The sequence below is a fragment of the Micromonospora sp. NBC_01405 genome (assembly GCF_045040155.1).
In the GTDB taxonomy this organism is placed as follows: domain Bacteria; phylum Actinomycetota; class Actinomycetes; order Mycobacteriales; family Micromonosporaceae; genus Micromonospora.
In genome coordinates this window covers 6,938,062-6,963,355 of record NZ_CP109532.1, presented here as the reverse complement: position 1 = coordinate 6,963,355, position 25,294 = coordinate 6,938,062, and the positions used below count along the sequence as shown (strand labels likewise).

Sequence of the window (25,294 nt, the reverse complement as noted above, 5' to 3'; positions counted from 1 at the left end):
CGAAGGTGCCGGGAACCCGACCCGGGAGGATTTCCCCGGGGAGCGGGGAACGATGCTCTGTCGGGTGGGACGTCCGACGGACCACGCTCGATGCATGGTTCGTACCGGTCCTGCTTCCTTCGCTCAGGAACGACTCTATTTCCTCAACCAGCTCCAGCCCGGCAACCCGGCGTACGTGGTGGCCTTCGCGGTCCACCTGCACGGCGCGCTGCGACCCGAGGTGCTGCGCGGGGCGCTCACGCGCGTCGTCGCCCGGCACGACGCGCTGCGCACCACGTTCGCGCTGGTCGACGGTGCGCTCACCCAGCGGGTGTCGCCCACCCCGCACGCGGACATCGACATCCAGGCGGGCGGGTGGGCCGACCAGGACACCCAGGAGACCTTCCTGCACACCCTGGTCGCCGAGCAGGCCCGGCGTCCCTTCGAGCTCGGCGACGGGCCGGTGCTGCGCGCCTTCCTGCGTTCCTGGGGCCCGGACGAGCACACGCTCGCGGTGTTGGTGCACCACATCGCCTGCGACGGCTGGTCGGTGGGCCTGCTGCTGCGGGACCTCGCCGCCGAGTACAACGCCGCGCTGTCCGGAACCGCCGCCGCCGCGTACGCCGAACCGCCGCAGTCCCACCTGACGTACGCGCGGCAACAGCGCGAGTCCTGGGAGCGCGACAGCTCCGGGCTGGACTTCTGGCGAGCCCGGCTGCGTGACGTTCCGCAGCTCGCGCTGCCCACCGACTTCCCCCGGCCGAGTGTGCTCAGCGCCGACGGCGCGGTGCTCCGCCGCCCCGTCGAGCCCGCGCTGGTCGAGCGGCTCACCGGATGGGCCAGGGCGCGGGGAGCAACGCTGTTCGCGGTGACGCTTGCCGCGTACGCCTCGGTGCTGTCGCGGTACGCGCGCCAGGACGAGGTGGTGATCGGCGTGCCGGTGGCCAACCGGATGGACGAGGCCGAGGAGCGCGTCGTCGGCTGCCTGGTCAACACGCTGCCGATCCGCCTCGACGTGTCCGGCCGGCCGAGCTTCGCCGAACTGGTCGACCGGGCCCGCGGGGCCAGCATGGCCGCGTTCGCCAACCAGGACGTGCCGTTCGAGCAGATCGTGCGGGCCACCGTGGGGGAGCGGCAGCTCAGCCACGCCCCACTGTTCCAGACCTCCCTGACGGTGCAGAACTTCCCGTTCGCGTTCCCCGAGTTCGACGGGGTGAAGCTGACCGAGGTCGACGTCGAGATCGACGTCACCAAGTTCGACCTGGGCCTGACCCTCGACGTCTCCACCGCCACGCCGTTCCTGCGTGCCGAGTACAGCACCGAACTGTTCACCCCGGCGACCGTCGAGACGCTGCTCAACCACTACCTGACCTTCCTGAGGTCGGTCGTCGACGAGCCGGACGACGAGCCGTCCATGGTGGCGCAGGCCGAGCGGCTGCTGCTGACCGAGGGGGTGAATCCGCCGGTCCCGCAGCGGCCGGTCGAGCACCCGTCGGTGCTGCGCCGGTTCGCCGAGCACGTGGCGCACACCCCGGACGCGGTGGCGGTGCGCCACCGGGACGTGGAGGTCACCTACGCCGAGCTGGACCGGTGGGCCGGGCGGATCGCGGCGGGCCTGGCCGATCGGGGCGTACGGCGCGGCGACCGGGTCGGGCTGCTGCTGCGCCGATCGCCCGCGATCGTCGCGGCGATCCTGGGCGTGTGGAAGCTCGGCGGCGTCTACGTGCCACTGGACCCCGAGTACCCGCAGCAGCGCCTCGAACTGATCACGGCCAGCGCCGCGATGCCGTTCATGTTGGTGGAGGCCAGCACCGCCGACACCGCCGGGGCCCTGGCGCAGGACCGCGACATCCGGCTGGCCGACGCGCACACCCTCAACGGGACGTCCGTGGTCGCGGAGACGTTCCCCGGGCCGGGTGACCAGGCGTACATCATCTACACCTCGGGCTCCACCGGGGTGCCCAAGGGCGTCATGGTCGGACACGGCGGCCTGGACGCCCTGCACAGCCCGACCCCGGCCGGCCTCGACGTCACCGCTGCCGACGTGTGGCTGGCGGCGAGCTCGTTCTCGTTCGACGCCTCGGTGTGGGAGATGTGGGGCGCGCTGACCACCGGCGGCCGGCTGGTCGTGGCCGACCAGGCCGACCTGGTGGACCGGCAGCGGCTGGCCGCGCTGGTCCGCCGCGAGGCCGTCACGGTGGTTTTCCAGACCCCGGGTGCGCTCTACCGGCTGCTGCCCCCCTACCTGCGGCTGCTGGGCGCGCACGAGGTCTCCAGCATCCGCTACGTCATCCTGGGCGGCGAGGCGCTGAGCTGGTCGCGGGTCACCTCGCTGGTCGCCGGCACGCCGGGCATGCGCGCGGTGTTCGTCAACATGTACGGCATCACCGAGGGCACCATCCACGTCACGATCTTCGCGGCGCCCGCCGCGGGCCTGGCCCGGGTCCGGGAGGGCAACGTCGGTGTGCCGTTGCCGTCGGGGCGCTGCTACGTCCTCGACGACGACCTGCGGCCGACCGGTCTCAACGTGCCCGGGGAGCTGTACTGCGGCGGCGTGCTCGTCGCGCACGGCTACGTGGGCAACCCGGAGCTGACCGGGGCGCGCTTCCTGCCCGACCCGTACGGCGGGGGCGTGATGTACCGGACCGGCGACGTGGTCAAGTGGGGCGTCGACGGGAACCTGGTGTACCTCGGCCGCAACGACACCCAGGTGCAGCTGCGCGGCTACCGCGTCGAGCTGGCCGAGGTCGAGGGCGCGTTCCTGACCCACCCGGCGGTGCGTTCGTGCGCCGTGGCGGCGGAGAACGACGAGCTGGCCGCCTTCGTCGTCGGCGAGTTCGGCCCGGACGCCGAACGCGAGCTGCGGGCCTACGTGCGGGGGACGCTGCCGGCGTACATGGTGCCGTCGCGGATCCTGACCGTCGCGGCGATCCCGCTGACCGCGCACGGCAAGGTGGACACCGCGCGGCTGCTGGCCGACAGCCGCGCCGCGCGCACGGCCGCCGCCCCCGCGGCGCGGCGCGACCGCACCGACGGCACCGGCCTGGAGGAGCGCATCCGGGCCTGCTGGGGCGAGGTGCTGGACCGGGTCGACATCGGGCTGCACGACAACTTCTTCGACCTGGGCGGGCACAGCTTCACGCTGATCGCGCTGCAACAGCGCCTCTCCGAGGAGGGCCTGGACGTCTCCGTGACGGACCTGTTCCGCTCCGGCACGGTCGCCGGCTGCGCCGCGCACGTGCAACAGGAGGCCCCGGTGCTCGCCGACGCGAAGGTGGCGCAGCGCCGTCAGGGCCGCGCCCTGCTCGCCGACCGGCGCCGCACCGGAGGCGGCCGTGGCTGAACTCGACGACAGCGCGGCGGTGGCGGTGGTCGGCATGGCCGTACGGGCCCCGGGCGCCGAGCGCGACCTGGACCTGTTCTGGCACCACGTGGTCAACGGGGTCGACGCGGTCACCTTCTTCACACCCGAGCAGCTCGTCGGCTGGGGCGCGCCCAAGGACGTGGTGGAGCGGCCCGACTTCGTGCCCGCCCGGGCGGTCCTGCGCGACGCCGACCGCTTCGACCACCGGCTGTTCAGCTACTCGCCGTCGGACAGTGCGCTGATGGACCCACAGCAGCGGATCCTGCTGGAGTGCGCCTGGACCGCGCTGGAGCACGCCGGCTACCCGCCCGTCGCCGCCGACGGCAACCGGATCGGCGTGTACGTCGGCACCGGCCTGAACGTCTACCTGCTCGACAACGTGTGGCCCAACGAACGCGCGGTCGAGGCGGCCGGCGGCCTGGGGCTGATCATCGGCAGCGACAAGGACTTCGCGGCCACCCGGATCGCGTACAAGCTCAACCTGCAGGGTCCGGCGCTGGCTGTGCAGACCGCCTGCTCGACGTCGCTGGTCGCGGTGCACCAGGCGGTGCAGGCGTTGCTGACCTACGACGCCGACGTGGCGCTGGCCGGGGGCGCCACGGTTGCCCCGCCGACGCGGCGTGGGCACCTGTACGAGCCCGGCGGGATCTTCTCCGCCGACGGTCGGTGCCGGGCCTTCGACGCCGCGGCCGACGGCACCGTGCCCGGCGACGGCGCGGGTGTGGTGGTGCTCAAGCGGCTCGGGGACGCGTTGCGCGACGGCGACACCGTGCACGCCGTGATCCGCGGCTCCGCGGTCAACAACGACGGCTCCCGCAAGGCGGGCTTCACCGCGCCCGGCCCCACCGGCCAGAGCGGCGTGATCTCGGCGGCGCTGAGCGTGGCCGACGTCGACCCGGAGACCGTCGGTCTGATCGAGACCCACGGCACCGGCACCGCGCTCGGCGACCCGATCGAGGTGGCGGCGCTGCGGCAGGTCTTCGACAGTGTTCGGCCCGACCGGCTGCCCTGCGCGCTCGGCGCGGCCAAGTCGGTCGTCGGGCACCTGGACACCGCCGCCGGGGTGATCGGCCTGATCAAGACGGTGCTGGCGCTGAAGCACCGGGTGATCCCGCCGATCGCCCACCTGCGCACGCCCAACCCGGCGGTCGAACTGGACGGTTCGGTGTTCGAGCTGCCGGCGGCGGCCCGGCCGTGGGAGCCGATCGACGGCGTACGCCGGGCCGGGGTGAGCGCCTTCGGCATCGGCGGCACCAACGCCCACGTCGTGCTGGAGGAGGCCCCGGCCGTCCGGCCCCGGTCGCGCCGCCACGTCACCGAGCTGGTCCTGGTCTCCGCCAAGACCGCCGCCGTGGCGCAGGACAGCCTGGACCGCGCCGTCGCCCACGTGGCCGGGACGACGCCCGGCGAACTGGCCGACCTCGCGTACACGCTGCGGACCGGCCGGGCCGAGCTGCCGTGGCGGGCCGCGTTCCTGACCGGAGCACACGGCTCGCCGGCGACGGTCCGGCAGGCCGGCGCGAAGGCGCGGGCGCGCGGGGTGGCGCTGCACCTCACCGGGGCCGGCGAGCTGACCGGCAACCGGCCCAACTACGACGCCGACCCGGTGTACCGCCGGGTCGTCGACGAGGGCGTGGCGCTGCTGCGCGATCACGACCTCGACGAGGCCGTCCGGGAGCGCTGCGACCGGCTGCTGGCCTGCGTCGGCCTGGCGCGGTCGCTGCGCAGCCGGGGGCTGGCCCCGCGCGCCGTGGCCGGCGCCGGCCACGGCGCGCTGGCCTGCGCGGTCGTGGCCGGGATCATGTCCGTCGCGGACGCGCTGGGGCTGATCCGCGGCACCGGCGTCGACGGCATCCGGCTCGGCCCGGCCGACCTGCCCGTCCACGCCTTCGACGGGCAGCCGCTGACCGGCGGCGGCGACCTCGCGTACTGGCGGGCGCGGGCGGCCGAACCGCCTGCGCCGGCGACGCTGCCCGTCGACCTCGACCCGGTGTTCTGGATCGAGGTCGGCACGAGCGTCACCCCACACCTGGGCCCGGACCAGCCCGTGCTGCCCGCCGACCGGCACGCCCGGCTGCTGACGACCGTCGGCGCGCTGTGGCAGCTGGGTGTCATCGGCGCCTGGGACGGCGTGCACGACACCGGACGGCGTCGGCTGCCCGCCCCCACCTACCCCTTCGCGGCCACCCGGCACTACCTGGACGCCCCCGCGACCCACCTGGACACAGAGAGGCACCACTGATGCGCGACGTACACGACCGGACCTGGGTGGCCGAGTTCGAGGAGCTGTGGATGGAGGTGCTCGGCGTCGACACGGTCGACGACGACGACGACTTCTTCGACCTCGGCGGCCACTCGCTCAGCGCGCTGCGGCTGAGCACGCTGATCCGTCAGGAGCTCAACCTCGCGGTGATGTTCGGCCATGTCCTGGAGAACCCCCGCCTCGCCGACCTGCGTGACGTCGCGAGCCAGGTGTCGCCGGACAAGCCCGTGGTGGAGAGCGTGTGATGGCCGCCCGCGACCTCACCACCTGGACGCCGCTCGCCGCGCGGGTGCTCGGCCTCACGCCCGAGCACCTGCGCGACGCGGCCGGCACGGAGTCGTTCGTCGCCCTCGGCGGCACCTCGCTACAGGCCATCGCGTTGGTCTCGCTGGGGCAGCGTGAGCTGCGGGCGCACGTGGACAGCGCCCGGCTGCTGTCGGCGCTGCCGCTGGCGCGGGCGCTGGCCGGCGCGGTGGACTACGTGGACACCGCGCCGCCGGTGGCCGCGCGGCGGCCCGCCGAGCTGGAACTGCTGCCCGGCCAGCGGTCCATGCTGGCCGCGCACCTGCTCGACCAGGACGCGCCCTACCACCTGATGTTCACGCTGGAGGCGGACGGGCCGCTCGACGGGGCCCGGACCCGCTCGGCGCTGCGCGAGTTGGCGACCCGGCACGAGGCGCTGCGCACCCGGTTCGTCCGGGACCCGCATCAGGCCCGGATCGTGCTGCCCGCGCCGTACGAGCCGAGGCTGCTGCACCAGACGTTGCCCGACGACGACGCGGTACGCGCCGTGCACGACCTGTACGGCCGGTCGGCCGCGCGGTTGCTGCGCCCCTTCGAGCAGCCGCCGGTCGTCTTCGTGCTGACCCGCGCCGGGCGGCGTGACCTGCTGACCATGCTGGTGCACCACACGATCGCCGACGGCTGGAGCGTCGGCGTGCTCTGGCGCGAGTTCGCCGAGCTCTACGCCGGTGCCGGTGCCGGTCCGGTGGGCGCGGCGCCGTCGCCGGACTGGGTCGGCTCGCGGCTGGCCGCGCAGGAGGCCTCCGGGGCGCTGGACGGCGCGCTGGCCCGGACGGCGGCCCGGCTGGACGGCGCGCCGTTCACGGTGACGCTGCCCACCGACCTGCCGCCGGTCGTCGAGGCCGACGGTCGTGGCGCGCGGCTGCACCTGCACCTCGACGCCGAGGCGGCGCGGGCCGCGACCGAGCTGGCCCGGCACTGCCGGGTGACGGTGACGTCGGTGGCCATGGCGGCGTGGGCACTGGCCGTGTCCCGCCGCGCGGGCCTGAGCGACCTGGTGCTCGGGGTGCCGGCGGCGGGCCGTTTCGAGGCGGGCATGGACGGCATCGTGGGCCTGTGCACCCGGGTCGTCCCGGTGCGCTGCGCCGCGGCCGACGACGTCGACGCGCGGGACTACGTACGCGGCGTGGCGGCGGCGCTGGCCGAGGCGGCGGCCGACGCCGACGTGCCGTTCGAGCGGGTCGTCTCCGGGCTCGGCGTCCCCAGCGACCCGGGCCGCAACCCGCTGGCGCAGTTCGGCTTCGCCGCCCACCACGAGCTGGTGCCCGACGAGCTGGCCGCCGGTGGCCGCACCTGGCGGGTCCACGAGGGCCACTGCCACGGCGCGGTGTTCGACGCGCTGCTCTACCTCCAGTCGTGGTCGGGTCGTCCCCGGTTCGCCCTGGAGTACGCGACGTCGGCGCTCACCGCCGCCGACGCCGGGGAACTGGCCGAGTCGTTCCGGGCGGCGCTGCTGGAGCTGGCCGCCGGTCCGGGCGCGGCCCTGCGCGACGTCACGGCCCTGTCGGCGCGGCAGCACGCCCGGCTGCGGGCGCTGGGCGCGGGCGGCTCGTACGACACCCCCGGCGACGTGTGGAGCCGGTTCGCGGCGCACGCGGAGTCCGCGGGCGGGCGGATCGCGCTGGTCGACGCGCACGCCGGGCTCACGCTGACCTACCGCGAGCTGCACGACCACGCCGTCGAACAGTCGCGGCTGCTGCACGCGCACGGCGTGCGCGCCGGTGACGCGGTGATCCTGGAGCTGCCGCGCTCGGCCGCCGAGGCCGTCGCGGTGCTGGGTGTGCTGCGGCTGGGCGCCCACTACGTCGCGGTTGACCAGCACGCCACCGGCGAGTGGCGGGCACACGTCGCCGCCGCCGTCGCGCCCCGGGCCCGACTCGGCGCGGACGCGCCCGGCCCGGAGTGGGCGGGCGTCGCCGAATGCGCCCTGGCCCGCCCGGCGACGCCGCCGCGGGGCGGGGCGGACGGCTCCGGCGCAGGGAACGGCGACCGCCCGGTCGCGGCGGCCCCGGCCGACCCGGCGCGGACCGCGTACGTCTCCTTCACGTCGGGCTCCACCGGGGTGCCCAAGGGCGTGGTCGTGCCGCACCGGGCGGTGCTGCGGCTGGCCGACGATCCCCACCTGTTCGCCGACCCGGCGGGCATGCGGATCACGCGGCTGTCCCCGCTGGCGTTCGACGCGTCCACGCTGGAGCTGCTGGTGCCGCTGGCCAACGGCGACACGGTGGTGGTGTTCCCGCCCGGGGAACCGACGCCGAGCGGGCTGGCCGAGTTCCTGCGCACCGCCGGGATCACCCACGTCTGGCTCACCTCGGGCGTGTTCCACCTGGTCGCCGACCACCGCCCGGACGCGTTCGCCGGGCTGCGGCAGCTGTTCACCGGCGGCGGCGTGGTCTCACCGGCGCACGTGCGCCGGGTGTTGCGGGCCTGCCCGGGGCTGCGCGTCACCAACGCCTACGGCCCCACCGAGAACACCACGTTCACCACGACGTACCCGGTCGACCACGCCGACGCGACGCCGGACCCGCTGCCGATCGGCACGCCGGTGCACGGCACCGACCTGTACGTCGTCGACCCGGCGGGGCGCCTCGTGGCGCCGGGTGCGGTCGGCGAGCTGTGCACGGCGGGGGCCGGGCTCGCCGACGGCTACCTCAACGACCCCGTACGCACCGACGCGTCGTTCGTCCGGCACCGGGACCCCGGGGTGCGCCTGTACCGCACCGGGGACCTGGTGCGCTGGGGCGCGGACGGGCAACTGCGCTTCCTGGGCCGCAACGACCGCCAGGTGAAGATCGCCGGGCACCGGGTGGAGCTGGTCGACGTCGAGCGCAGGCTGCGGGCGCAGCCCGGGGTACGCGACGCGGTGGTGTTCACCACCGGCGACCCGGTGACGGGCATACGACTGTGTGCCGCGCTCAAGCCGGGGCCCGACGGCCTGGACGTGGCCGGCGTGCGCCGGGCGGTGGAGGCTGAACTGGCCCCCTACGCCCGGCCGCAGCAGTGGGTGACGGTGGCCGAGTTCCCGCTCGACCGCAACGGCAAGGTCGACCTGCGGGCCCTGGGCGCGCTGGCCGGCGTACCGCAGCCGGCCGACCCGACCCGGGCCGACCCGGCGGTGGCCGACCCGGCGGTGGGGCGGCCGGCGCGGATCCCCGCCCAGCGCTCGGCGTCGCTGACCGAGTTCGAGGAACTGGTGACGGTGGCCTGGGTGGAGGCGCTGGGCACCGACGACTTCGACGTCGACGAGGCGTTCTTCGACGTCGGCGGGGAGTCGCTGCGGCTGGCGATCGTGCGCCGGCTGCTGCAGGAGCGGCTGGCCGGCCGGATCATCCCGCTGACCGACCTCTACCGCTTCCCGACCGTCCAGACGCTGGCCAGGCATCTGCACGCACAGACCGAAGGAGCAGGCGCATCCTCATGAACGGCGACATCGCGATCGTAGGGATGGCGGGCCGGTTCCCCGGCGCTGCCGACGTCTGGGAGTACTGGTCCAACGTGGTCGCCGGGACGATCACGATCAGCGAGCTGACCCGCGGCGAGCTGCTGGCCGCGGGCGTGTCCGCCGACCGGCTCGACGACCCGGCGTACGTGCCGGCGCGGGGCGTGCTGGCCGACCCGGACCTGTTCGACGCGGCCTTCTTCGGCATCACGCCACGGGAGGCCGAGACGATGGATCCGCAGCACCGGCTGCTGATGCAGACGGCGTGGGCCGCGTTGGAGTCCGCCGGGCTGGCCGGCCAGCAACCGTTCGGGCGGGTCGGCGTGTTCGCCGGGGCCGGCTTCAACTACTACGCGCTGCACCACGTGTTCACGCAGCCCGGCCTGGTCGAGACCCAGGGGCTGCTGTCGGTCGTGCTGGGCAACGAGAAGGACCACCTGGCCGCGAAGATCGCGTACCGGCTGGACCTGGGCGGCCCGGCGGTCACCGTGCAGACCGCCTGCTCGACGTCGCTGGTGGCGGTGCACCTGGCCTGCCAGAGCCTGCGCGCCGGCGACTCGGATGTCGCGCTCGCCGGCGGAGTCTGTGTGGCCGTGCCGCAGCAGGCCGGCTACCTCTACGAGACGAAGGGCATCATGTCGCCCGACGGCACGTGCCGGCCCTTCGACGCCTCGGCCGACGGGACCGTCCCCGGCAACGGCGTCGCCATGGTGACGCTCAAACGCGCCGAGGACGCCCGCCGCGACGGGGACACCGTGTACGCCCTGATCAAGGGGTCGGCGGTGAACAACGACGGGGGCCTGAAGGTCGGCTACACCGCGCCCGGCGTCGCCGGGCAGATCGACGTGCTGACGCGCGCGTACGCCACCGCCGGGGTCGACCCCGCGAGCGTCGGTTACCTCGAGGCGCACGGCACCGCCACCGAGGTCGGCGACGCGATCGAGCTGGCGGCGTTGACCGAGGTGTTCCGTCGGGGCGAGCGGCCGTGCTCGATCGGCTCGGTCAAGGCCAACGTCGGCCACCTCGACGCGGCGGCCGGTGTCACGGGCCTCATCAAGGCCACGCTGGCGCTGCACTTCCGGCAGATCCCGCCGCTGGCCGGCCTCAAGCAGGCCCGGCCCGAGCTGCTCGACGGGTCGACCCCGTTCACCGCCGACAGCGTGGCCCGACAGTGGGACGCCGCCGGCGGGCCGCGTCGGGCGGCGGTCAGCTCCTTCGGCCTGGGCGGCACCAACGCCCACGTGGTGCTGGAGGAGGCCGACGGGCCGGCCGTGCCCGGTTCCTCCACGGCCGACGGCGACGCCGAGCTGATCGTGCTGTCCGGGCGCAGCCCCGAGGCGGTCCGTGCGGGTGCCGAGCAGCTGAGCGAGCACCTGCGGCAGCGCCCCGACCTGGCCGTCGGCGATGTCGCGCTGACGTCGCAGACGTACCGCAGGCACTTCCCGTACCGGCTCGCGGTCGCCGCGCGGGACGTCCCGGCGGCGCTGACCCGGCTGCGCAGGGCGCCGGTCCGCGAGGCGGCACGCCGGCCCAGCGTGGTGTTCCTGTTCCCGGGCCAGGGCGCGGAGTTCCCCGCCATGTCGCGGGGCCTCTACGACCGTTACCCGTCCTTCCGCGCCGACCTCGACCACGGGGCGGGGCTGCTGGCCCCGGACCTGGGGCTGGACCTGCGCGACGTGCTGGTCGACGTCGACCCGCACGGCGTCGTGCACCGCACCGACATCACCCAGCCCGCGCTGGCGCTGCACGAGCTCGCGCTCGGCCGGCTGCTGGTGTCGTGGGGCGTACGCCCGGCGGCGCTGATCGGCCACTCGATCGGCGAGTTCGCGGCTGCGGCGCTGGCCGGCGAGATGGCCGCCGAGGACATGCTGCGCCTGGTCGTGACCCGTGGCCGGCTGATGCAGGACGCGCCCGAGGGCGGCATGCTGGCCGTGCTCGCGCCGGTGCCCGCCATCGAGGAGCACCTGGCGGGCCTGGACGACCTCGACATGGCCGCGCGCAACGGCCCCGAGGTCACCGTGGTGGCCGGGCCGGTGGCGCAGCTCGCCGCGTTCCGGGAGCGCCTGGCGGCGGCCGGGATCCGCTGCCGGACGTTGCCCGCGCAGCGCGCCTTCCACTCGCGGATGATGGCCGGGGCGGCCCGGCTGCTCGGCGTCGAGGCGGATCGCATCGCCCAGCGACCCCGCACCATCGCGGTGGTCAGCAGCATCGACGGCGGGTTGCTCGGCAAGGGGCTGCCGCGCGCCGAGGGCTACTGGGCCGCGCAGCTGCGCAGCCCGGTGCGCTACCACGACGCGCTGCTGACCGGGCTGGGCCTGCCCGATCCGGTCCTGGTCGAGGTCGGGCCGGGCACCGCGCTGACCGGCGCGGCCCGGGAGACGACGCAGGACGGGCGGCGGGTGCCCGGGTTCGCCCTGCAGCCCCGGCCGGCGGAGCGGGCCGACGCCGGTGACGTGCTCGCCGGACTCGGCGGGCTGTGGACCGCCGGAGCAACCGTGGACTGGGCCGCGGTGCGCGGCGACAGCAGGGCGCGGCGGGTCGCGCTGCCCACGTACCCGTTCGCCCGTACCCGGCACTGGCTCGACGCCGCACCGGCGCGACCGGCCGAGGACCCTCCGCAACCGGCGGCGGAACCCGCCGGTGAGGGCGGGGACGAGGTGCTGAAGGAGATCATTGAGCTGTGGGGCAGGATGCTCGGCTCTCCCGAGATCGGGCCGGACGCGAACTTCTTCACGCTCGGCGGCGAGTCACTGCTGTTCATCCGCATGATCAGCCAGGTGCAGCGCAGGTTCGGGGTGCGTGTGCAGACGGAGGCGTTGTCCGCCGACCCCACGCCGCGCGTGCTGGCCGGGCTGGTGACGGCATGACCGGCCGGGCCGATCCGACCCTGGCCGCGGCGGTGGCGGCCGTGCTCTGCCACCGCCTGTCGGCCGCGACCTCGGTCGCCGTGCACGGCCCGTGGGGCGACATCCTGGTGCGGGTCCTCCCGGACAGCACCATGACCCAGGTACGCGAGCAGACGCGCGGCCCGCAGCCGGGTCCCGCCGTCGTGGTCCCCGCGTCGGACGAGCCCGCAGCGTCCGTCGCGGTGGACGTCGGGCCGGCGGACCCCACGACGGGCGGCGCCGGGGCGTCGGCGGTGCTGGGCGGAACACCGGTGTGGTTCGCCCACGGCCACGGCGATCCCGCACACCTGCAGGAGCGCCTGGCCACCCTGCACGCCTGGCTCGCCGCCCACCCGGACCGGCCGGTGCGGGAAGCCGCGCTTCTCGGCCCGGGGGAGCGCGGGACGTTGCTCGGTTTCAACGCCGCGCCGACCCCCGCGCCGCGCACGCCCGTGCACGAGACGATCTGCCGCCAGGCGCAGCTCACCCCCGACGCCGTCGCGCTGCGCGGCGGCGGACGCGACCGCACCTACCGCGAGTTCCTGGACGAGGCGGCGGCGCTGGCGGGGCGGCTGCGCGCCGAGGGCGTGGGGCCCGGGTCGGTGGTCGGCCTGTGCACCGAGCGGAGCCCCGAGATGGTGGTCGCGGTGCTCGGCGTCCTGCTGGCCGGCGGGGCGTACCTGCCGCTGGATCCGTCCCACCCGCGCCCCCGGCTGGACCTCATGCTCCGCACGGCCGACGCGGCGCTGGTGCTGGCCGACGACGCGGGGCGGGCCGCGTTGGGCTCCGGCGGGGAGCCGTCCGTGCCCGTACGGCCGCTGGCGGGCGGTGACCTGCCCGCCGCGCCGGTCGACTGGCGCGGCTACCGCGCGCCGGAGGAGGTGGTGCGGGGGCTGTCGTACGTCATCTTCACCTCCGGCTCCACCGGAGCGCCCAAGGGCGTGCAGATGACGCACCTGTCACTGGCCAACCGGCTGGTGTGGATGCGCGACGAGTACCCCATCGGCCCGGGCGACGTGGTGCTGCAGAAGACGCCGTACACCTTCGACGTGTCGGTGTGGGAGCTGTTGTGGGCGTTCATGACCGGCGCGACCCTGGTCACGGCCGAGGCGCAGGCGCACCGCGACCCGCAGGAGATGGTCGAGGTCGTCGCCCGCGAGTCGGTGACCACGGTGCACTTCGTGCCGTCCATGCTCGCCCTGTTCGTCGAGGAGCGCGGGTTGGGCCGGTGCACCGGCCTGCGCCGGGTGATCTGCAGCGGGGAGGCGCTGCCGCCGAAGCTGGTCAACAAGCTCACCGCCGCTCTGCCGCAGGTCGAGGTGCACAACCTGTACGGGCCGACCGAGGCGGCGATCGACGTCACCGCCTGGCCGTGTCGGCGGCCCGAACCGGGCGACACGGTCCCCATCGGCCGGCCGATCACGAACGTCGCCGCGTACGTCCTCGACGGGCGCGGCGAACTCGCGCCGCTGGGTGTGCCCGGGGAGCTGGTCCTCGGCGGGGACTGCCTGGCCCGAGGGTACGCCGGGCGGCCCGACCTGACCGCGGAGCGGTTCGTCGAGGTCGACGTCGCCGGGTGGCCGCAGCGGGTGTACCGCACCGGCGACCTGGCCTGGTGGTCGCCGAGCGGGCACCTCAACTACGGCGGGCGCATCGACACACAGGTGAAGATCCGCGGGCAGCGGGTGGAGCTCGGCGAGATCGAGTCGGTGCTCAACCGGCACCCGCTCGTCGCCAACAGTGTCGTGCTGCTCCGCGAGGACCTGGGCGTCGCGGCGACCCTGGTGGCGTACCTGGTGGCCGAGCGCGGCGCCGACCCGCGGCGCCTGGCCGAACCCGCGCTGCGCGCCCTCATGGCGCAGCAGTTGCCCGACTACATGGTGCCCCTGCGGTACGTGGTCCTCCCGGAGCTGCCGGCGACCGCGAACGGCAAGGTCGACCGGGGTGCCCTGCCCGCCCCGCCGGCCCGGGTTCGCCGGCCGGTCGGGACCGTCGACGCCGCTGTCGGCCTGTCCGACGCCGGGCGTCGATGACCGGACTGTGCGGGCGTCGCGGCCCGCCGCCGCGCTGCCGGCCCCGTCGGGCACCGCGACTGTGCGGGTCCTCGGCGGGGGCGGTGCCCGGAAGCCGATCAGCGCGGCGCGCTCGTCGGCGTGGCACCGCTGGCGCGGAACGTGTGGCGGTAGGTCGTCGGCGGCACGCCGATCGCGGCGGTCAGGTGCTGGCGTAGCGAGGCGGCGGTTCCGAACCCCGCCTCGCCGGCGACGCGGTCCACCGGGAGATCGGTCGACTCCAGCAGGCGGCGCGCGTGTGCGACGCGTTGCTGGGTCAACCACTGGCCGGGGGTCGTCCCGACCTCGTCGCGGAAGCGCCGGGAGAACGTTCGCACGCTCATCCGCGCGTGGCCGGCCAGTTCGGACAGGGGCAGCGGTCGGTGGAGCCGGCCGAGCGCCCAGTCGCGGGTCGTGGACGTGGTGGCCGTCGAGGGCTCGGGCACCGGGCGTTCGATGAACTGCGCCTGGCCGCCCTCGCGCCAGGGCGGCACGACGCACAGCCGAGCCACCCGGTTGGCGACCTCGCTGCCGTGGTCGCGGCGAAGGAGGTGCATGCACAGGTCGACCCCGGCGGCGACCCCCGCCGCCGTGAGCACGTCTCCGTCGTCGACGAACAGCACACCTGGGTCGACCTTGATCCGGGGGAACATCCGTTGGAAACGGTCGGCCTCGTTCCAGTGCGTCGTCGCCGCGCGGCCGTCCAGGAGACCGGCGGCGGCGAGGACGTACGACGCGGTGCAGATCGACACGATACGGGCACCCCGCCGGAGGCGGGTGAATGCCTCGGCCAGCTCGTCAGGAAGCAGGTTCCGGTCCTCCGGGGGACCGCACACGAACGGGGGGATCACCAGGGTGTCCGCCGTCTCGAAGACCTCGGCCCCGTGCCGCACCGCGACGACGAAGTCCGCGCTCGTCGCGACCGGAGCGCCGTCGAGGCTGCAGGTGATCACCTCGTAGAGCGGCTCGCCGTCCTCGCCCGTCGCGCTGCCGAAGATCCGCACCGGGATGCTCAGCTCGAACGGATAGACACCCTCAAGAGCCAGGACGACGACGCGATGCATGGCCAGATCCTTTCACATGTTGGCGATCTGGCCACTCGAAGCACGTACCCGCCTCCCGCAGTGTTGGCCGTACGCCGATCGGCGACTCGTACGGGAGCAAAGGAAAGATCATGCGTGCTGTCAGTCAGGACTCGCTCGGGGGGCCCGAGGTGTTGAAGGTGGTCGAGGTGGACCGCCCGGAGGCGGGGATCTCGGAGGTGCTCGTCCGGGTCCATGCGGCCGGCGTCAACCCGACCGACTGGTGGCACCGGGCCACCGGGGGACTGCTGGGCGAGACGCCGGTCAGGCTGGGGTGGGACGTGTCCGGCGTGATCGAGGCGGTCGGGCTCGGGGTGACGATGTTCAGGCCCGGCGACGAGGTGTTCGGCATGCCGCGCCTACCGCAACCAGCGGGCACGTACGCGGAGTACGTGACCTCCCCGGCCCGCCACCTCACCCGCAAGCCGGCCGCGCTCTCCCACGTGGAGGCCGCCGCGCTCCCGGTGGCGGCGCTCACCGCGTTCCAGTCGCTGGTCGACACCGCCGAGGTGCGCCCGGGTCAGCGGGTACTGGTCCATGCCGCGGCGGGTGGCGTCGGCCACCTCGCCGTCCAGATCGCCAAGGCCCACGGCGCGTACGTCATCGGCACCGCCCGCTCGGCCAAGCACGCCTTCGTGTACGGCCTCGGCGCCGACGAGGTCATCGACTACACGCGGGTCGACTTCGCGTCGGCGGTGAGCGACGTCGACATCGTGATCGACACCATCGGGGGCGACTACGGGCCGCGCTCCCTCCAGACGTTGCGCGACGGCGGCATCGTGGTGTCGCTCGCCGCGCCGGCGGAGGCCGATCTGGCGTCGAAGGCGCGCGAGCGCGGCGTACGGGCCGGCTTCACGATCGTCGAACCCGACCACGCGGGGATGAGGGCGATCGCCTCGCTCGTCGAAACGGGGCGGCTGCGCCCCGAGATCGAGGTGGTCCTGCCGCTCGAACAGGTGGCCAGGGCGCACGAGATCGGCGAGACCGGCCGTACGACTGGCAAGATCGTCCTTGCCGTCATCGGCTGATCGAGGTCGGGTCCGGGGCGGTCCTCGCCCCGGACCCGACCTGGTGGTGTCGTGGCGGTTGCAGTCGTCTGCGGGAATCGAGGACGTGCGACACAGTTCCAGCCGACCGTCTGGTCGGTTGAGCTATGTTCGACGAATGGTAGAAGCAACCGAGCCTTCTCGGGTCGCCGGTCGCCGGGAATGGGTCGCCCTCGGTGTCCTGACCCTCGCGGTGGTGCTGCTCGCCGTGGACGGGACCGTGCTGGCCCTTGCCGTGCCGGCGTTGACGGCGGATCTGAACCCGTCCGCGACGCAGTTGCTCTGGATCGGTGACATCTACTCGTTCGCGCTGGCCGGCCTGCTGGTGACGATGGGCAACCTGGCCGACCGGATCGGCCGGAAACGGTTGCTGCTGATCGGCACCGTCGGGTTCGGGCTGGCATCCGTCCTCGCCGCGTTCGCGCCGTCGGCCGAGTTGCTCATCGCGGCCCGGGTCCTGCTGGGCGTGAGCGGCGCCACTCTGATGCCCTCGACCTTGTCGATCATCCGCAACATGTTCGAGGTCCCGGCCCAGCGCACGCGGGCGATCGCGATCTGGTCCGCGGGCGCCACCGGAGGCGCGGCGCTCGGACCGTTGGTGGGCGGGGCGCTGCTGGAGCAGTTCTGGTGGGGTTCGGTCTTCCTCATCAACGTCCCCGTCATGGTCGTTCTGCTGATCGCCGGAGCGCTCCTGCTGCCGGAGTCGCGCAACCCCAACTCGGGGCCGATCGACCTGCTGTCGGCCGCGCTGTCCGTGGCGACGATCCTGCCGGTCGTGTACGCGGTCAAGCACACGGTGTCCGCCGGCTTCGAGCTCCAGGGTGCGGGGGCCGCACTGATCGGCCTGGCCGCAGGGGTCGGGTTCGTCCGGCGTCAGCGTCGACTCACGTACCCGCTCGTCGACGTCTCGCTGTTCAGGATGCCCGCCTTCGCCGGCGCGGTGAGCGCGAACACGATCTCGATCTTCGCCTTCAGTGGGCTCCTGTTCTTCTTTTCCCAGTACCTGCAACTGGTCCGCGGCTTCAGCCCTCTGCGGGCAGGCATCGCCGAGCTGCCCTCGACGATCGCCGCGATCGGGGTGATCTTCTTCGTCGGCGCCATGATCACGCGGCTCGGCCGTGGACCCGCGATCGGAGCCGGACTTCTGGTCGCGGCCCTGGGGCTCGTCCTGCTCGCGGTGGCCGAGGGCTTGCCGACCTATCTGTGGATCGCCGTCGCCATCGCCGTCATCGGGCTGGGCGTGGGTGTCTCGATGACCCTGGCAACCGACGCCGTCGTCGACGCGGTGCCCCGTGAACGTGCCGGCGCGGCGGCGTCGATCTCCGAGACCGGCTACGAGTTGGGCATCGCCCTCGGCATCGCCGTTCTCGGCTCCGTCCAGACCCTCTTCTACCGGCTCCAGCTCACTGTTCCCGGTGACGTGTCACAGGGCGACCGTGAGGCGGTGACCGAGTCGCTCGCCTCCGCGACCCGCGTCCTCGCGGACCGCGGTCCGGAGGCCATGGCGCTGCTCGAACAGGCACGGCACGCCTTCACCGGCGGCATGCAGGTCACCGCCCTCATAGCGGCGGCGCTCACGCTCCTCGCCGGCGTCATCGCCTGGCGCGTGGTACCCCCCGTAGGAAAGCGCCAGGTCCAGCCAGCCGACCTGCGGAAGAAAAAGTAGGACAAACAATGGCAATTGCTCAGACGCCGCACACCCGGAACACCGAACGAACCCGCCGGGCCGTCCTCGATGCCACCGCCCGCGCGCTCGCCACCCACGGGGGCGGCGTCACGCTGGTCAGCATCGCGGAAGAAGCAGGCGTGTCCAAGGGCGGACTGCTGCACCACTACCCCACGCGCAGCGTGCTCCTGCTGGCGGTCGCCACCGACGCGCTGGAACGATTCCGAGAGGAGGTCATGAGGTTCCTCGACCTGTCCGAGAACCACCCCGGCAAGGTCCTGCGCGCCTACGTCCGGGCGCTGTGCGGCGGCAGTGCCGAGGCGATGAACTTCTTCGCCCACTCCGGGCTGTGGAACAGCGTGCACATGGTGCCCGGCGTGGCCGAAGCCACCCGGGCCGACGCCGAACAGTGGGCCGATGCCTTCGCGCAGGACGGCCTGCACCCCGACTGCATCCTCGTCGTCCAGTACGCGGCCGAAGGCATGGCGACTGCCGCGCACTACGACCCGTCGATCACCGCCGACCGGCTCGCGCACACCCGCGAACTCCTCATCGCCCTCACCAACCGCAACGCTCCGTAACGCGATCCCGGTCCGCTGGCGGCGTACGCTGCCGCGATGAGCGCACCATCTCGCATCCTGATCTACGGGGTGTACGGCGCGGGCAAGTCCACCCTCGCGGAGCGGCTGGCCGAGCGCCTCGGGGTGCCGTGGTACCCGGTCGACGACCTGCTCTGGCAGCCCGGCTGGGTCGAGGTGCCGGTCGCGCAGCAGCGCAGCCGGATCGAGGAGATCTGCCGACGGGACCGCTGGATCCTCGACGGGGCGTACCACGGGTGGCGGGACGTGCCGCTGGCTCGCGCCGACCTGGTGGTCTGCCTGGACTACCCGCGTCGGTGCTCCTCGTGGCGGCTGCTGCGCCGTACCGCGCGCCGGCTGGTGACGGGGGAGGAGATCTGCAACGGCAACCGCGAGTCGCTGGGCAGCGTGCTGTCCCGGGACTCGATCCTGGTGTGGCACGTCACCGCGTTCGGCCGGGCTCGCCGGCGGATGCGGGCCTGGCAGGCGGATCCGTCGGGGCCGCCGGTGTTGCTGTTCCGCTCCCCGGCGGCCCTGGACCGCTGGCTGGCCGGTCTACCCGGCTGCTGAGAGATTCGCCGGCGATGCCATCGGCCGGTTGCCGGCGGTGACGCCCGACGTTCACACCGAGGAGGTCACTGGTTCGATCCTGGGGAGGTGCGGGCAACGGTACGCCCACAGAAGACCAGTGCGGCTGCCGCGATCAATGCGGGCACAAAGGACACTACTAGTCCGATCTTACCCAGTTCGACCCATTCTGGATATATTCGACCGAATGCGGCCGGAAGCGCTTCGTCGATCTCTGTCGGCTCGTCAGATAGCCATAGCCGCCCCCCGGAACCGCAACAGCAAAGCACGCTAAGCAGGCTCGTTGCGAGGGCGACTGCTCTCGCACTCTGTTGACCCGTCCTGACCCACAGCGCGACGCCAACCAATGCAGGCGCGAAGGAGAGTGCATACCACAGGGCAAGCCGAGTTTCGAAGTGGAAGTAGGACGCCTTGAGTGCGACCGAACTGCTGTCTACCGGGACGCTGGAACGACCCGCTGCGTCGTTTACGGCAGTGTTGATGCCCCCTTGGGCATATATGGCGGAAATCGCCGCGAGTATTAGCAACGACGCCTGAAGAACCAACAATGCGCTTGCGATGTTGACTCCCAGCGGGAGACGCCGAGGCGGCAGCCCGCCAGCTGAGTTCGTGCTAGTTGGAACCACGAGGTGATGCTAGATGGCGATCAACGCCGAACCCTTGCCAGGGTGACGTGCAGTGATCGACCGAAACCGTGACGGTGGCCTGCCACACCAGCTTGGCGTCTTTCAAGCAGCTCATCGACCGATGACCGTATGCTTACGGACCAGAAGCTTGCATGCCCGACGCGTGCCCGTCCGGTTGGTCAACAGGGGTCAACTAAGCGATAACGAAGATGGGTACAGCGTGTCGGCGTTCGCGGGAGGCCGAGGGCTTGTGATCTGGGAGGATCACGACGAAGTCCGCGGCCCGTTGCACATGGATGGCTACATGCGGACCGCGATGCTGAACCTGTTCACGATGGTCTTGCAGGGGCGAACGGCCGAGGTCGATTCGCTGCCCTGGGCACCGGGATACGGGAACTGACCCGGCGGCGGTGGGAGTTCACACCGAAGCAGTCAGCCCTGTTGCTGTCGACAGCAACGGTGACAGCAACAGGGCTGGACAGTGAGAGCCGAGCCCAGCCGGCGACGGATCAACGCCCGACGTCAGAGACGTACGCGGACCGGCCCGGACGGAGGGGTCTGCTGCACCGATAGGTGACAGGTTCAGTCACGCGGCCTGACTGGCCGGTGGGGTCATGATGGTCTCGTACTCGATAGGGGTCAACCGGGACAGGGATCGTTGGCGTCTGCGGCGGTGGTAGGTCCGTTCGATCCAGGTCACGATCGCGGTCCTCAACTGTTGGCGGGTCGTCCAGGTTCGGCGGTCGAGGACGTTGTTCTGTAGCAGGCCGAAGAAGGATTCCATGGCGGCGTTGTCGCCGGCGGCGCCGACTCTGCCCATCGACCCGATCATGTGGTGCTGGTTGAGGGCACGGACGAATTTTCGGCTGCGAAATTGCGACCCGCGGTCGGTGTGCAGCACGCAGCCGGCCACGTCACCACGGCGGGCTACGGCGTTGTGCACCGCGTTGACGGCCAGCCTCGATTTCATGCGTGAGTCGATGGAGTAGCCGACGATCCGGTTGGACCACACGTCCTTGATCGCGCACAGATACAGTTTGCCCTCGCCGGTGCGGTGTTCGGTGATGTCGGCCAGCCACAGCCGATTCGGGCCGTCCGCGGTGAAGTCGCGGCGCACCAGATCGTCGTGCACTGGCGGACCGACCTTGCCGCCCTTGCCCTGACGCTTCTTCTTGCTGAACGCGCTCCACCAGCCCATGCCGGAGCAGATTTTCCAGGCGGTGCGCTCGACCATCGGCTGGCCGGAAGCGCGGGCCTCATCGGCCAGGAACCGGTAGCCGAACTCCGGGTCATCACGATGGGCGTCGAACAACGCGTTCGCCCGATACGCCTCAGCCAGTTCGGCGTCGCCGACAGGCCGGGCGAGCCACCTGTAGTAGGGCTGACGAGCGATGTTCAATACCCGGCACGTCACCGCCACGGGGACCCCGTCGGCGGCCAGCTCGCTCACGAGCGGGTAGAGCCTTTTCCCGGCAGGTTCGCCTGCGACAGATACGCCGCGGCCCGACGCAGGACCTCGTTCTCCTGTTCGAGGAGCTTGATCCGTTTGCGGGCTTCACGCAGCTCGGCTGACTCCGCGCCGCTGACACCCGGTTTGACTCCAGCGTCAACGTCAGCCTGGCGCAGCCACTTGAACAACGTCATCGGGTGGACTCCGAAGTCCTTCGCGATCTGCTCGACCGTCACGCCCGGGTCACGGTCACGAGCCACACGCACGACGTCATCCCGGAACTCTCGGGGGTAGGGCTTAGGCACAGCGACATCCTTCCAGCCCGCCACCAGGGCAAGCCATCTCAGATGTCACCTATCGGTGCAGCAGACCCGAGCGCCCAGAACTTACAAGCGAGAGGTCGGATTTCTGCCGAGTCAATGAGACTGGCGTGCCGCTCGTTCGACTTCGCGGAGTACCAGGCCGAGGGTCTGCGATCGGCGGTCTGCGGGGAGTGTTGCCCATGCGCGTCGGGCGTACTTCAGTCCTCCCGGGCGGTCGCCGGCTTTGGCCATCATGAGTGCGCGGTGTAGTTCGATGTGGGTGGCGAATCTGGTCAGCGAGGCTGGGCGGAGCCGGTCGGCGTCTGTCTGGGCTTGTTCGCCGGGGCCGACCATGCCGAGTCGGGCGTAGAGCATCGACCGGAAGGTGGCCATTCGCCAGGCGGGCACGGCGGCGTCGGAGATCTCGCCGTCCGGCGAGCCGGTCAGGTCGAAGATGCGTCGTGCGTCTTCGTCGGCGGCGATGGCTCCGGCGATGTCGCCGCGTCCGGCGGCGATGTGTGCGCGGGCCATCAGCGCCTGTACGCGGCCCAGCGAGGGTCGGTCGGACAGGACGATCGCCTCGTCTGCGTACCGTTGGGCGATGGGTAGGGCGGCGCCTTCGTAGGCCAGTGCGATGGCGGCTCTGCCGCGTACCCAAACCCGGATGGCCAGGTCGTCGGAGCGGTCGGCGGCGATCCGGGCGGTGTCGTACCAGCCGATCGCCTCGGTGGGGTCTTTGGTGGTCTTGCCATACGTGGTGAGTGCGCGGGCTGCGGTGGCCCACATCGTCGGGGTGTCGAGTTGTTGCATGACGACGAGATCGCCGGCGAGGCGGGTCTGTAGGGACTCGGCTCCGATCTCCATGTAGTCCCGGCCGTACTGGTCGACCCGGTCGCGCCAGCGGTCCTCGCTGTCTCGCTGTCCGGTCAGGGCAGCGGTGAACCCGGATCGGATGAGTTCGTTGGCGGCGATCGGGGCGATGGTGGCGGCGGCGAGGAGGTCTCTGCGTCTCACGTCCGCGTCTCCCAACGCTCGCGCGTAGGCGAGCACGATGTCCGGCGTCGCGGTCCGGCGTCCCGCCTCGACGTTGCTCAGGTGCGAGGCCGAATAGCAGGTGCGTGCCGCGATGGAGGCCAGCGTCACGCCCGCCTCAGTGCGAGCGTGCCTCAGTTGTGCGCCGAGGTCATCCATTGATCCCCTGCTGAAAGGTCTTGAAAGCATCGAGGTGCTTCCGAGCGTAGTCGTGCGATCACAAGAGTAGAGCCCAGGCGCGGCCAGCGCGGCTGGTGTGGACGTGAGGTCTGGTCGCGTCGCCAGCCGGGCGCGACGGCGGCGGTCCTTCCAAGAGCACCCGCCGTCGCGCCCCTCCCCGGTGGAGGTAGGGATGAGCGACGACGCTCCGGTCGAGGGCAGAGGCGAGCAGATCCAGGCGGCGGAACGAGAAGCAGCGAGACGAAGACTTCTCGCACAAGTCGAGGCGGATCGGATACCGGTCGAGGAGACCACGCGGGCGGTGCCGGACCGGCGGTGGCGTCGTGGACAGTGACCTCCTACCCATCGGTCGGCGAGTGGCGTACTGGCGGGGGCGGCGGAAGTTGTCGCAGCAGGTGTTCGCCGACCGGCTCGGCAAGTCCAAGAGCTGGGTCGACAAGGTCGAGCGCGGAGTCCGGTCCCTCGACAAGGTGTCCACCCTCCAGGACATCGCCGCCGTTCTACGCATCGACACCGCCATACTGCTTGGCCGGGACGCGCAGCCCGCCGACGTGACCGAGCGAAGCGAGGGCGTCGAGCGGATCCGGGCGGCGCTGTCGACGTACGAGATCGCGCTCGGTCGGCAAGCGCCTCACCACCCCGTCCTGCCGGCCGACCGGCTGGCCCGGGAGGTCGCACACGCGTGGATCACCTACCAGCACGCCCGGTACCCGCAGGCGATCGACCTGCTACCGAAACTGCTGACCGACGCACAGCGCACACACGCCGAGGATCCTGCTGCGGGGCGTGTGCCGCTGGTGGAGGCGTACCGGGTGGCCACATCACTGCTGGTGAAGCTCGGCGAAGCCAACCTGGCCTGGCTGGCCGTCGACCGGGCCATGGCCGCCGCCACCGGCGATCGGGTGCTGGTATCAGCCGCAGCAGTGCAGCTCGGCCAAGTGCTCCGTGCATCGGGCCGGACGCGGGCGGCGAAGTCGGCGACGCTGGCCGCCGCGTACCGGATCGCCCCATCCGATCCCGACGACGGAACACCACCGGAGCTGTCGCTGTGCGGGACGCTGCTCGTGCAGGCCGCCCTGGCGGCGGCCCGACACGGCGACGACCGGGCCACCGCCGAACTGATCGGCGAGGCCGCCGACATGGCCGCCCGGGTAGGGGACGGCCACGACCACCACCGGACCGCGTTCGGGCCGACCGCGGTCGACCTGGCCCGTGCCGCCGCAGCCCTCGAACTGGGCAACGCACACGATGCGGTCGCCTGGCATGAGAAGACCACCAAGCGGGACGCCTGGCGGTGGCTACCGGTCGAACACCGCGCCGCCCACCTGCTCGACGCCGCCCGCGCCTACCTCCAAGCGGACGACCCGATCAGCGCGGGCCGGCTGGTGATCGACGCCGACCGCACCGCACCGGCCGAGATACGCCAGCGCCCCGCAGGCCGGGAGGTGCTCGCCCAGGTCGCCCGCGACCCCACCGCCCCGGCCACGATCATCCAACTCGCCCTCACCCTCGGGGTGACCTGAGGATGACCGCGCCGTTCCTGTCCCTGGCCCAGATCCGCAACCGGCTGATCCTCACCGCCCGAGCGATCCTCCGCGACCATCGGCCCGGCCCGGACGGCCACTGCCCGGCCTGCCGGACACCGGACTGCTCGGTGGCGACCGCCGCCCGCAACGTCATCGACGCCGCCGAGAAAGTACAGCAGCGGAGTACAGCAACCCAGCCAACCGAACCCGACCGGGACGAACCCCAGCAGGCCGAATGACCTCGGACGACACCCGATCCAAACGCCTCGCCGCCAGTTCGGGACGAAGAGGCCGTCGGTTCGAATCCGGCACCCCGACAGAGGCCAGAGGGCGCATCCGATTGATGGATGTGCTCCGCTGGACCAAAACCGCCGACCAGATCCTCAGCGAAGCCAGCCATCGAAAGAACTCAGATACACGAAGCTAAAAGGCAACCACGTACTGGATGAAACCGCGGTTTTCGGCGACCTGGTCGTACAACCGCCGGGCGGTGTGGTTGTCCTGCTTTGTAGTCCAGTACAGCCGATCACAGCCTTGCTGGCGAGCCCACGCCTCGGTGGCCCTGATCAGCGCCCGGGCAACTCCCTTGCCACGCGCGTCGACAGCTGTGAACAGGTCTTGCAGGTAACACACGTCGGGCGATGTCGTGCTGGCGTGGACCAAGAAGTGGGCAATGCCGACCAGCCGACCATCCAGCCGTGCCCCAAGCGCGTGCACTCGGTCACCGCGCCGGAATTCCTGCCAGGCATGGTCATACCGCTCTGCGGGCCACCTGCGTCCATAGAAGGCGTTGTAGCCGCAAAACAGCTGCTCCCACACCGGACGGTCAGCTGACTGGAGCGTGGTGACGCTGATCATCGGTCCCTTCCTCATCCAGGGAACAGGGGTGTGCTCCCGTCAGCTCGTGGCCACTCCGAGCGTCATCGTGCGGGAC

At 72.4% G+C, this 25,294-nt stretch carries 17 protein-coding genes; 13 read left to right on the top strand and 4 right to left on the bottom strand.

Going from position 1 to position 25,294, the window contains the following annotated elements; translation table 11 throughout:
- Positions 1 to 94: 94 nt before the first annotated feature.
- The 6 genes from OG559_RS29805 to OG559_RS29780 are packed head-to-tail and all read left to right on the top strand — an operon-like array spanning position 95 to position 14,266.
- Positions 95 to 3,322: a non-ribosomal peptide synthetase gene (locus OG559_RS29805; protein WP_405110076.1), complete on the top strand. Its 3,228-nt coding sequence runs from the start codon at positions 95 to 97 to the stop codon at positions 3,320 to 3,322.
- A complete protein-coding gene (locus OG559_RS29800) occupies positions 3,315 to 5,585 on the top strand; it encodes a beta-ketoacyl synthase N-terminal-like domain-containing protein (protein WP_405110073.1) in 2,271 nt (756 codons plus the stop codon). The genes OG559_RS29805 and OG559_RS29800 overlap by 8 nt, the downstream gene beginning before the upstream one ends.
- On the top strand, positions 5,585 to 5,851 hold the full coding sequence (locus tag OG559_RS29795; RefSeq protein ID WP_405110070.1) for a phosphopantetheine-binding protein: 267 nt from the start codon (positions 5,585 to 5,587) through the stop codon (positions 5,849 to 5,851). Before OG559_RS29800 ends, OG559_RS29795 begins: the two co-directional genes overlap by 1 nt.
- Positions 5,851 to 9,330 (top strand): non-ribosomal peptide synthetase, encoded by a 3,480-nt coding sequence (locus OG559_RS29790; RefSeq protein ID WP_405110067.1) that lies wholly within the window; start codon positions 5,851 to 5,853, stop codon positions 9,328 to 9,330. The genes OG559_RS29795 and OG559_RS29790 overlap by 1 nt, the downstream gene beginning before the upstream one ends.
- On the top strand, positions 9,327 to 12,215 hold the full coding sequence (locus tag OG559_RS29785; protein WP_405110065.1) for a beta-ketoacyl synthase N-terminal-like domain-containing protein: 2,889 nt from the start codon (positions 9,327 to 9,329) through the stop codon (positions 12,213 to 12,215). The genes OG559_RS29790 and OG559_RS29785 overlap by 4 nt, the downstream gene beginning before the upstream one ends.
- Positions 12,212 to 14,266, top strand: a complete 2,055-nt coding sequence (locus OG559_RS29780) for a non-ribosomal peptide synthetase (protein ID WP_405110062.1) — start codon at positions 12,212 to 12,214, stop codon at positions 14,264 to 14,266. Before OG559_RS29785 ends, OG559_RS29780 begins: the two co-directional genes overlap by 4 nt.
- Before the next feature lie 98 nt (positions 14,267 to 14,364).
- Here the strand turns inward: OG559_RS29780 and OG559_RS29775 are convergent, their stop codons facing one another.
- The gene (locus OG559_RS29775) at positions 14,365 to 15,348 is read right to left on the bottom strand and encodes a GlxA family transcriptional regulator (RefSeq protein ID WP_405110059.1); all 984 of its coding nucleotides are present in this window, start codon (positions 15,346 to 15,348) and stop codon (positions 14,365 to 14,367) included.
- Between the two features lie 110 nt (positions 15,349 to 15,458).
- Between OG559_RS29775 and OG559_RS29770 the strand changes: the two genes are divergently transcribed.
- The 5 genes from OG559_RS29770 to OG559_RS29750 all read left to right on the top strand — a co-directional run bounded on the left by OG559_RS29770 (position 15,459) and on the right by OG559_RS29750 (position 20,270).
- Positions 15,459 to 16,394 carry an NADP-dependent oxidoreductase gene (locus OG559_RS29770; RefSeq protein WP_405110056.1) on the top strand — a complete coding sequence of 312 codons (936 nt, stop codon included), beginning with the start codon at positions 15,459 to 15,461 and terminating at the stop codon, positions 16,392 to 16,394.
- A 136-nt stretch (positions 16,395 to 16,530) separates the two neighbouring features.
- Positions 16,531 to 18,078 carry an MFS transporter gene (locus OG559_RS29765; RefSeq protein ID WP_405110053.1) on the top strand — a complete coding sequence of 516 codons (1,548 nt, stop codon included), beginning with the start codon at positions 16,531 to 16,533 and terminating at the stop codon, positions 18,076 to 18,078.
- Between the two features lie 8 nt (positions 18,079 to 18,086).
- The gene (locus OG559_RS29760; RefSeq protein ID WP_405110050.1) at positions 18,087 to 18,659 is read left to right on the top strand and encodes a TetR/AcrR family transcriptional regulator; all 573 of its coding nucleotides are present in this window, start codon (positions 18,087 to 18,089) and stop codon (positions 18,657 to 18,659) included.
- A 36-nt stretch (positions 18,660 to 18,695) separates the two neighbouring features.
- Positions 18,696 to 19,226, top strand: coding sequence for an AAA family ATPase (locus OG559_RS29755; RefSeq protein WP_405110047.1), 531 nt, complete (start codon positions 18,696 to 18,698; stop codon positions 19,224 to 19,226).
- Positions 19,227 to 20,120: 894 nt separating this feature from the next.
- A complete protein-coding gene (locus OG559_RS29750; protein WP_405110045.1) occupies positions 20,121 to 20,270 on the top strand; it encodes a hypothetical protein in 150 nt (49 codons plus the stop codon).
- Positions 20,271 to 20,456: 186 nt separating this feature from the next.
- Here the strand turns inward: OG559_RS29750 and OG559_RS29745 are convergent.
- Positions 20,457 to 21,625, bottom strand: a protein-coding gene (locus OG559_RS29745; RefSeq protein WP_405110042.1) for an IS3 family transposase whose coding sequence is annotated in 2 segments (ribosomal slippage) — positions 20,457 to 21,338 and positions 21,341 to 21,625 — 1,167 coding nt in all. Because the reading frame shifts where the segments join, the coding sequence is not laid out codon by codon here.
- A 111-nt stretch (positions 21,626 to 21,736) separates the two neighbouring features.
- A complete protein-coding gene (locus OG559_RS29740; protein WP_405110040.1) occupies positions 21,737 to 22,813 on the bottom strand; it encodes a helix-turn-helix domain-containing protein in 1,077 nt (358 codons plus the stop codon).
- Positions 22,814 to 23,157: 344 nt separating this feature from the next.
- Between OG559_RS29740 and OG559_RS29735 the strand changes: the two genes are divergently transcribed.
- A complete protein-coding gene (locus tag OG559_RS29735; RefSeq protein WP_405110037.1) occupies positions 23,158 to 24,357 on the top strand; it encodes a helix-turn-helix domain-containing protein in 1,200 nt (399 codons plus the stop codon).
- 2 nt (positions 24,358 to 24,359) lie between these two features.
- On the top strand, positions 24,360 to 24,599 hold the full coding sequence (locus tag OG559_RS29730; protein WP_405110034.1) for a hypothetical protein: 240 nt from the start codon (positions 24,360 to 24,362) through the stop codon (positions 24,597 to 24,599).
- A gap of 184 nt (positions 24,600 to 24,783) precedes the next feature.
- Here the strand turns inward: OG559_RS29730 and OG559_RS29725 are convergent, their stop codons facing one another.
- Entirely contained in the window at positions 24,784 to 25,218 is a 435-nt protein-coding gene (locus tag OG559_RS29725) for a GNAT family N-acetyltransferase (protein WP_405110031.1), read from the bottom strand.
- Positions 25,219 to 25,294 lie beyond the last annotated feature (76 nt).

Bases quoted from the DNA above. Each gene is read 5' to 3' on its own strand.
- OG559_RS29755 (WP_405110047.1), top strand. From the start codon at position 18,696: ATGAGCGCACCATCTCGCATCCTGATCTACGGGGTGTACGGCGCGGGC.
- OG559_RS29775 (WP_405110059.1), bottom strand. From the start codon at position 15,348: ATGCATCGCGTCGTCGTCCTGGCTCTTGAGGGTGTCTATCCGTTCGAG.
- OG559_RS29805 (WP_405110076.1), top strand. From the start codon at position 95: ATGGTTCGTACCGGTCCTGCTTCCTTCGCTCAGGAACGACTCTATTTC.
- OG559_RS29725 (WP_405110031.1), bottom strand. From the start codon at position 25,218: ATGATCAGCGTCACCACGCTCCAGTCAGCTGACCGTCCGGTGTGGGAG.
- OG559_RS29730 (WP_405110034.1), top strand. From the start codon at position 24,360: ATGACCGCGCCGTTCCTGTCCCTGGCCCAGATCCGCAACCGGCTGATC.
- OG559_RS29795 (WP_405110070.1), top strand. From the start codon at position 5,585: ATGCGCGACGTACACGACCGGACCTGGGTGGCCGAGTTCGAGGAGCTG.
- OG559_RS29740 (WP_405110040.1), bottom strand. From the start codon at position 22,813: ATGGATGACCTCGGCGCACAACTGAGGCACGCTCGCACTGAGGCGGGC.
- OG559_RS29790 (WP_405110067.1), top strand. From the start codon at position 5,851: ATGGCCGCCCGCGACCTCACCACCTGGACGCCGCTCGCCGCGCGGGTG.
- OG559_RS29780 (WP_405110062.1), top strand. From the start codon at position 12,212: ATGACCGGCCGGGCCGATCCGACCCTGGCCGCGGCGGTGGCGGCCGTG.
- OG559_RS29765 (WP_405110053.1), top strand. From the start codon at position 16,531: ATGGTAGAAGCAACCGAGCCTTCTCGGGTCGCCGGTCGCCGGGAATGG.
- OG559_RS29760 (WP_405110050.1), top strand. From the start codon at position 18,087: ATGGCAATTGCTCAGACGCCGCACACCCGGAACACCGAACGAACCCGC.
- OG559_RS29785 (WP_405110065.1), top strand. From the start codon at position 9,327: ATGAACGGCGACATCGCGATCGTAGGGATGGCGGGCCGGTTCCCCGGC.
- OG559_RS29770 (WP_405110056.1), top strand. From the start codon at position 15,459: ATGCGTGCTGTCAGTCAGGACTCGCTCGGGGGGCCCGAGGTGTTGAAG.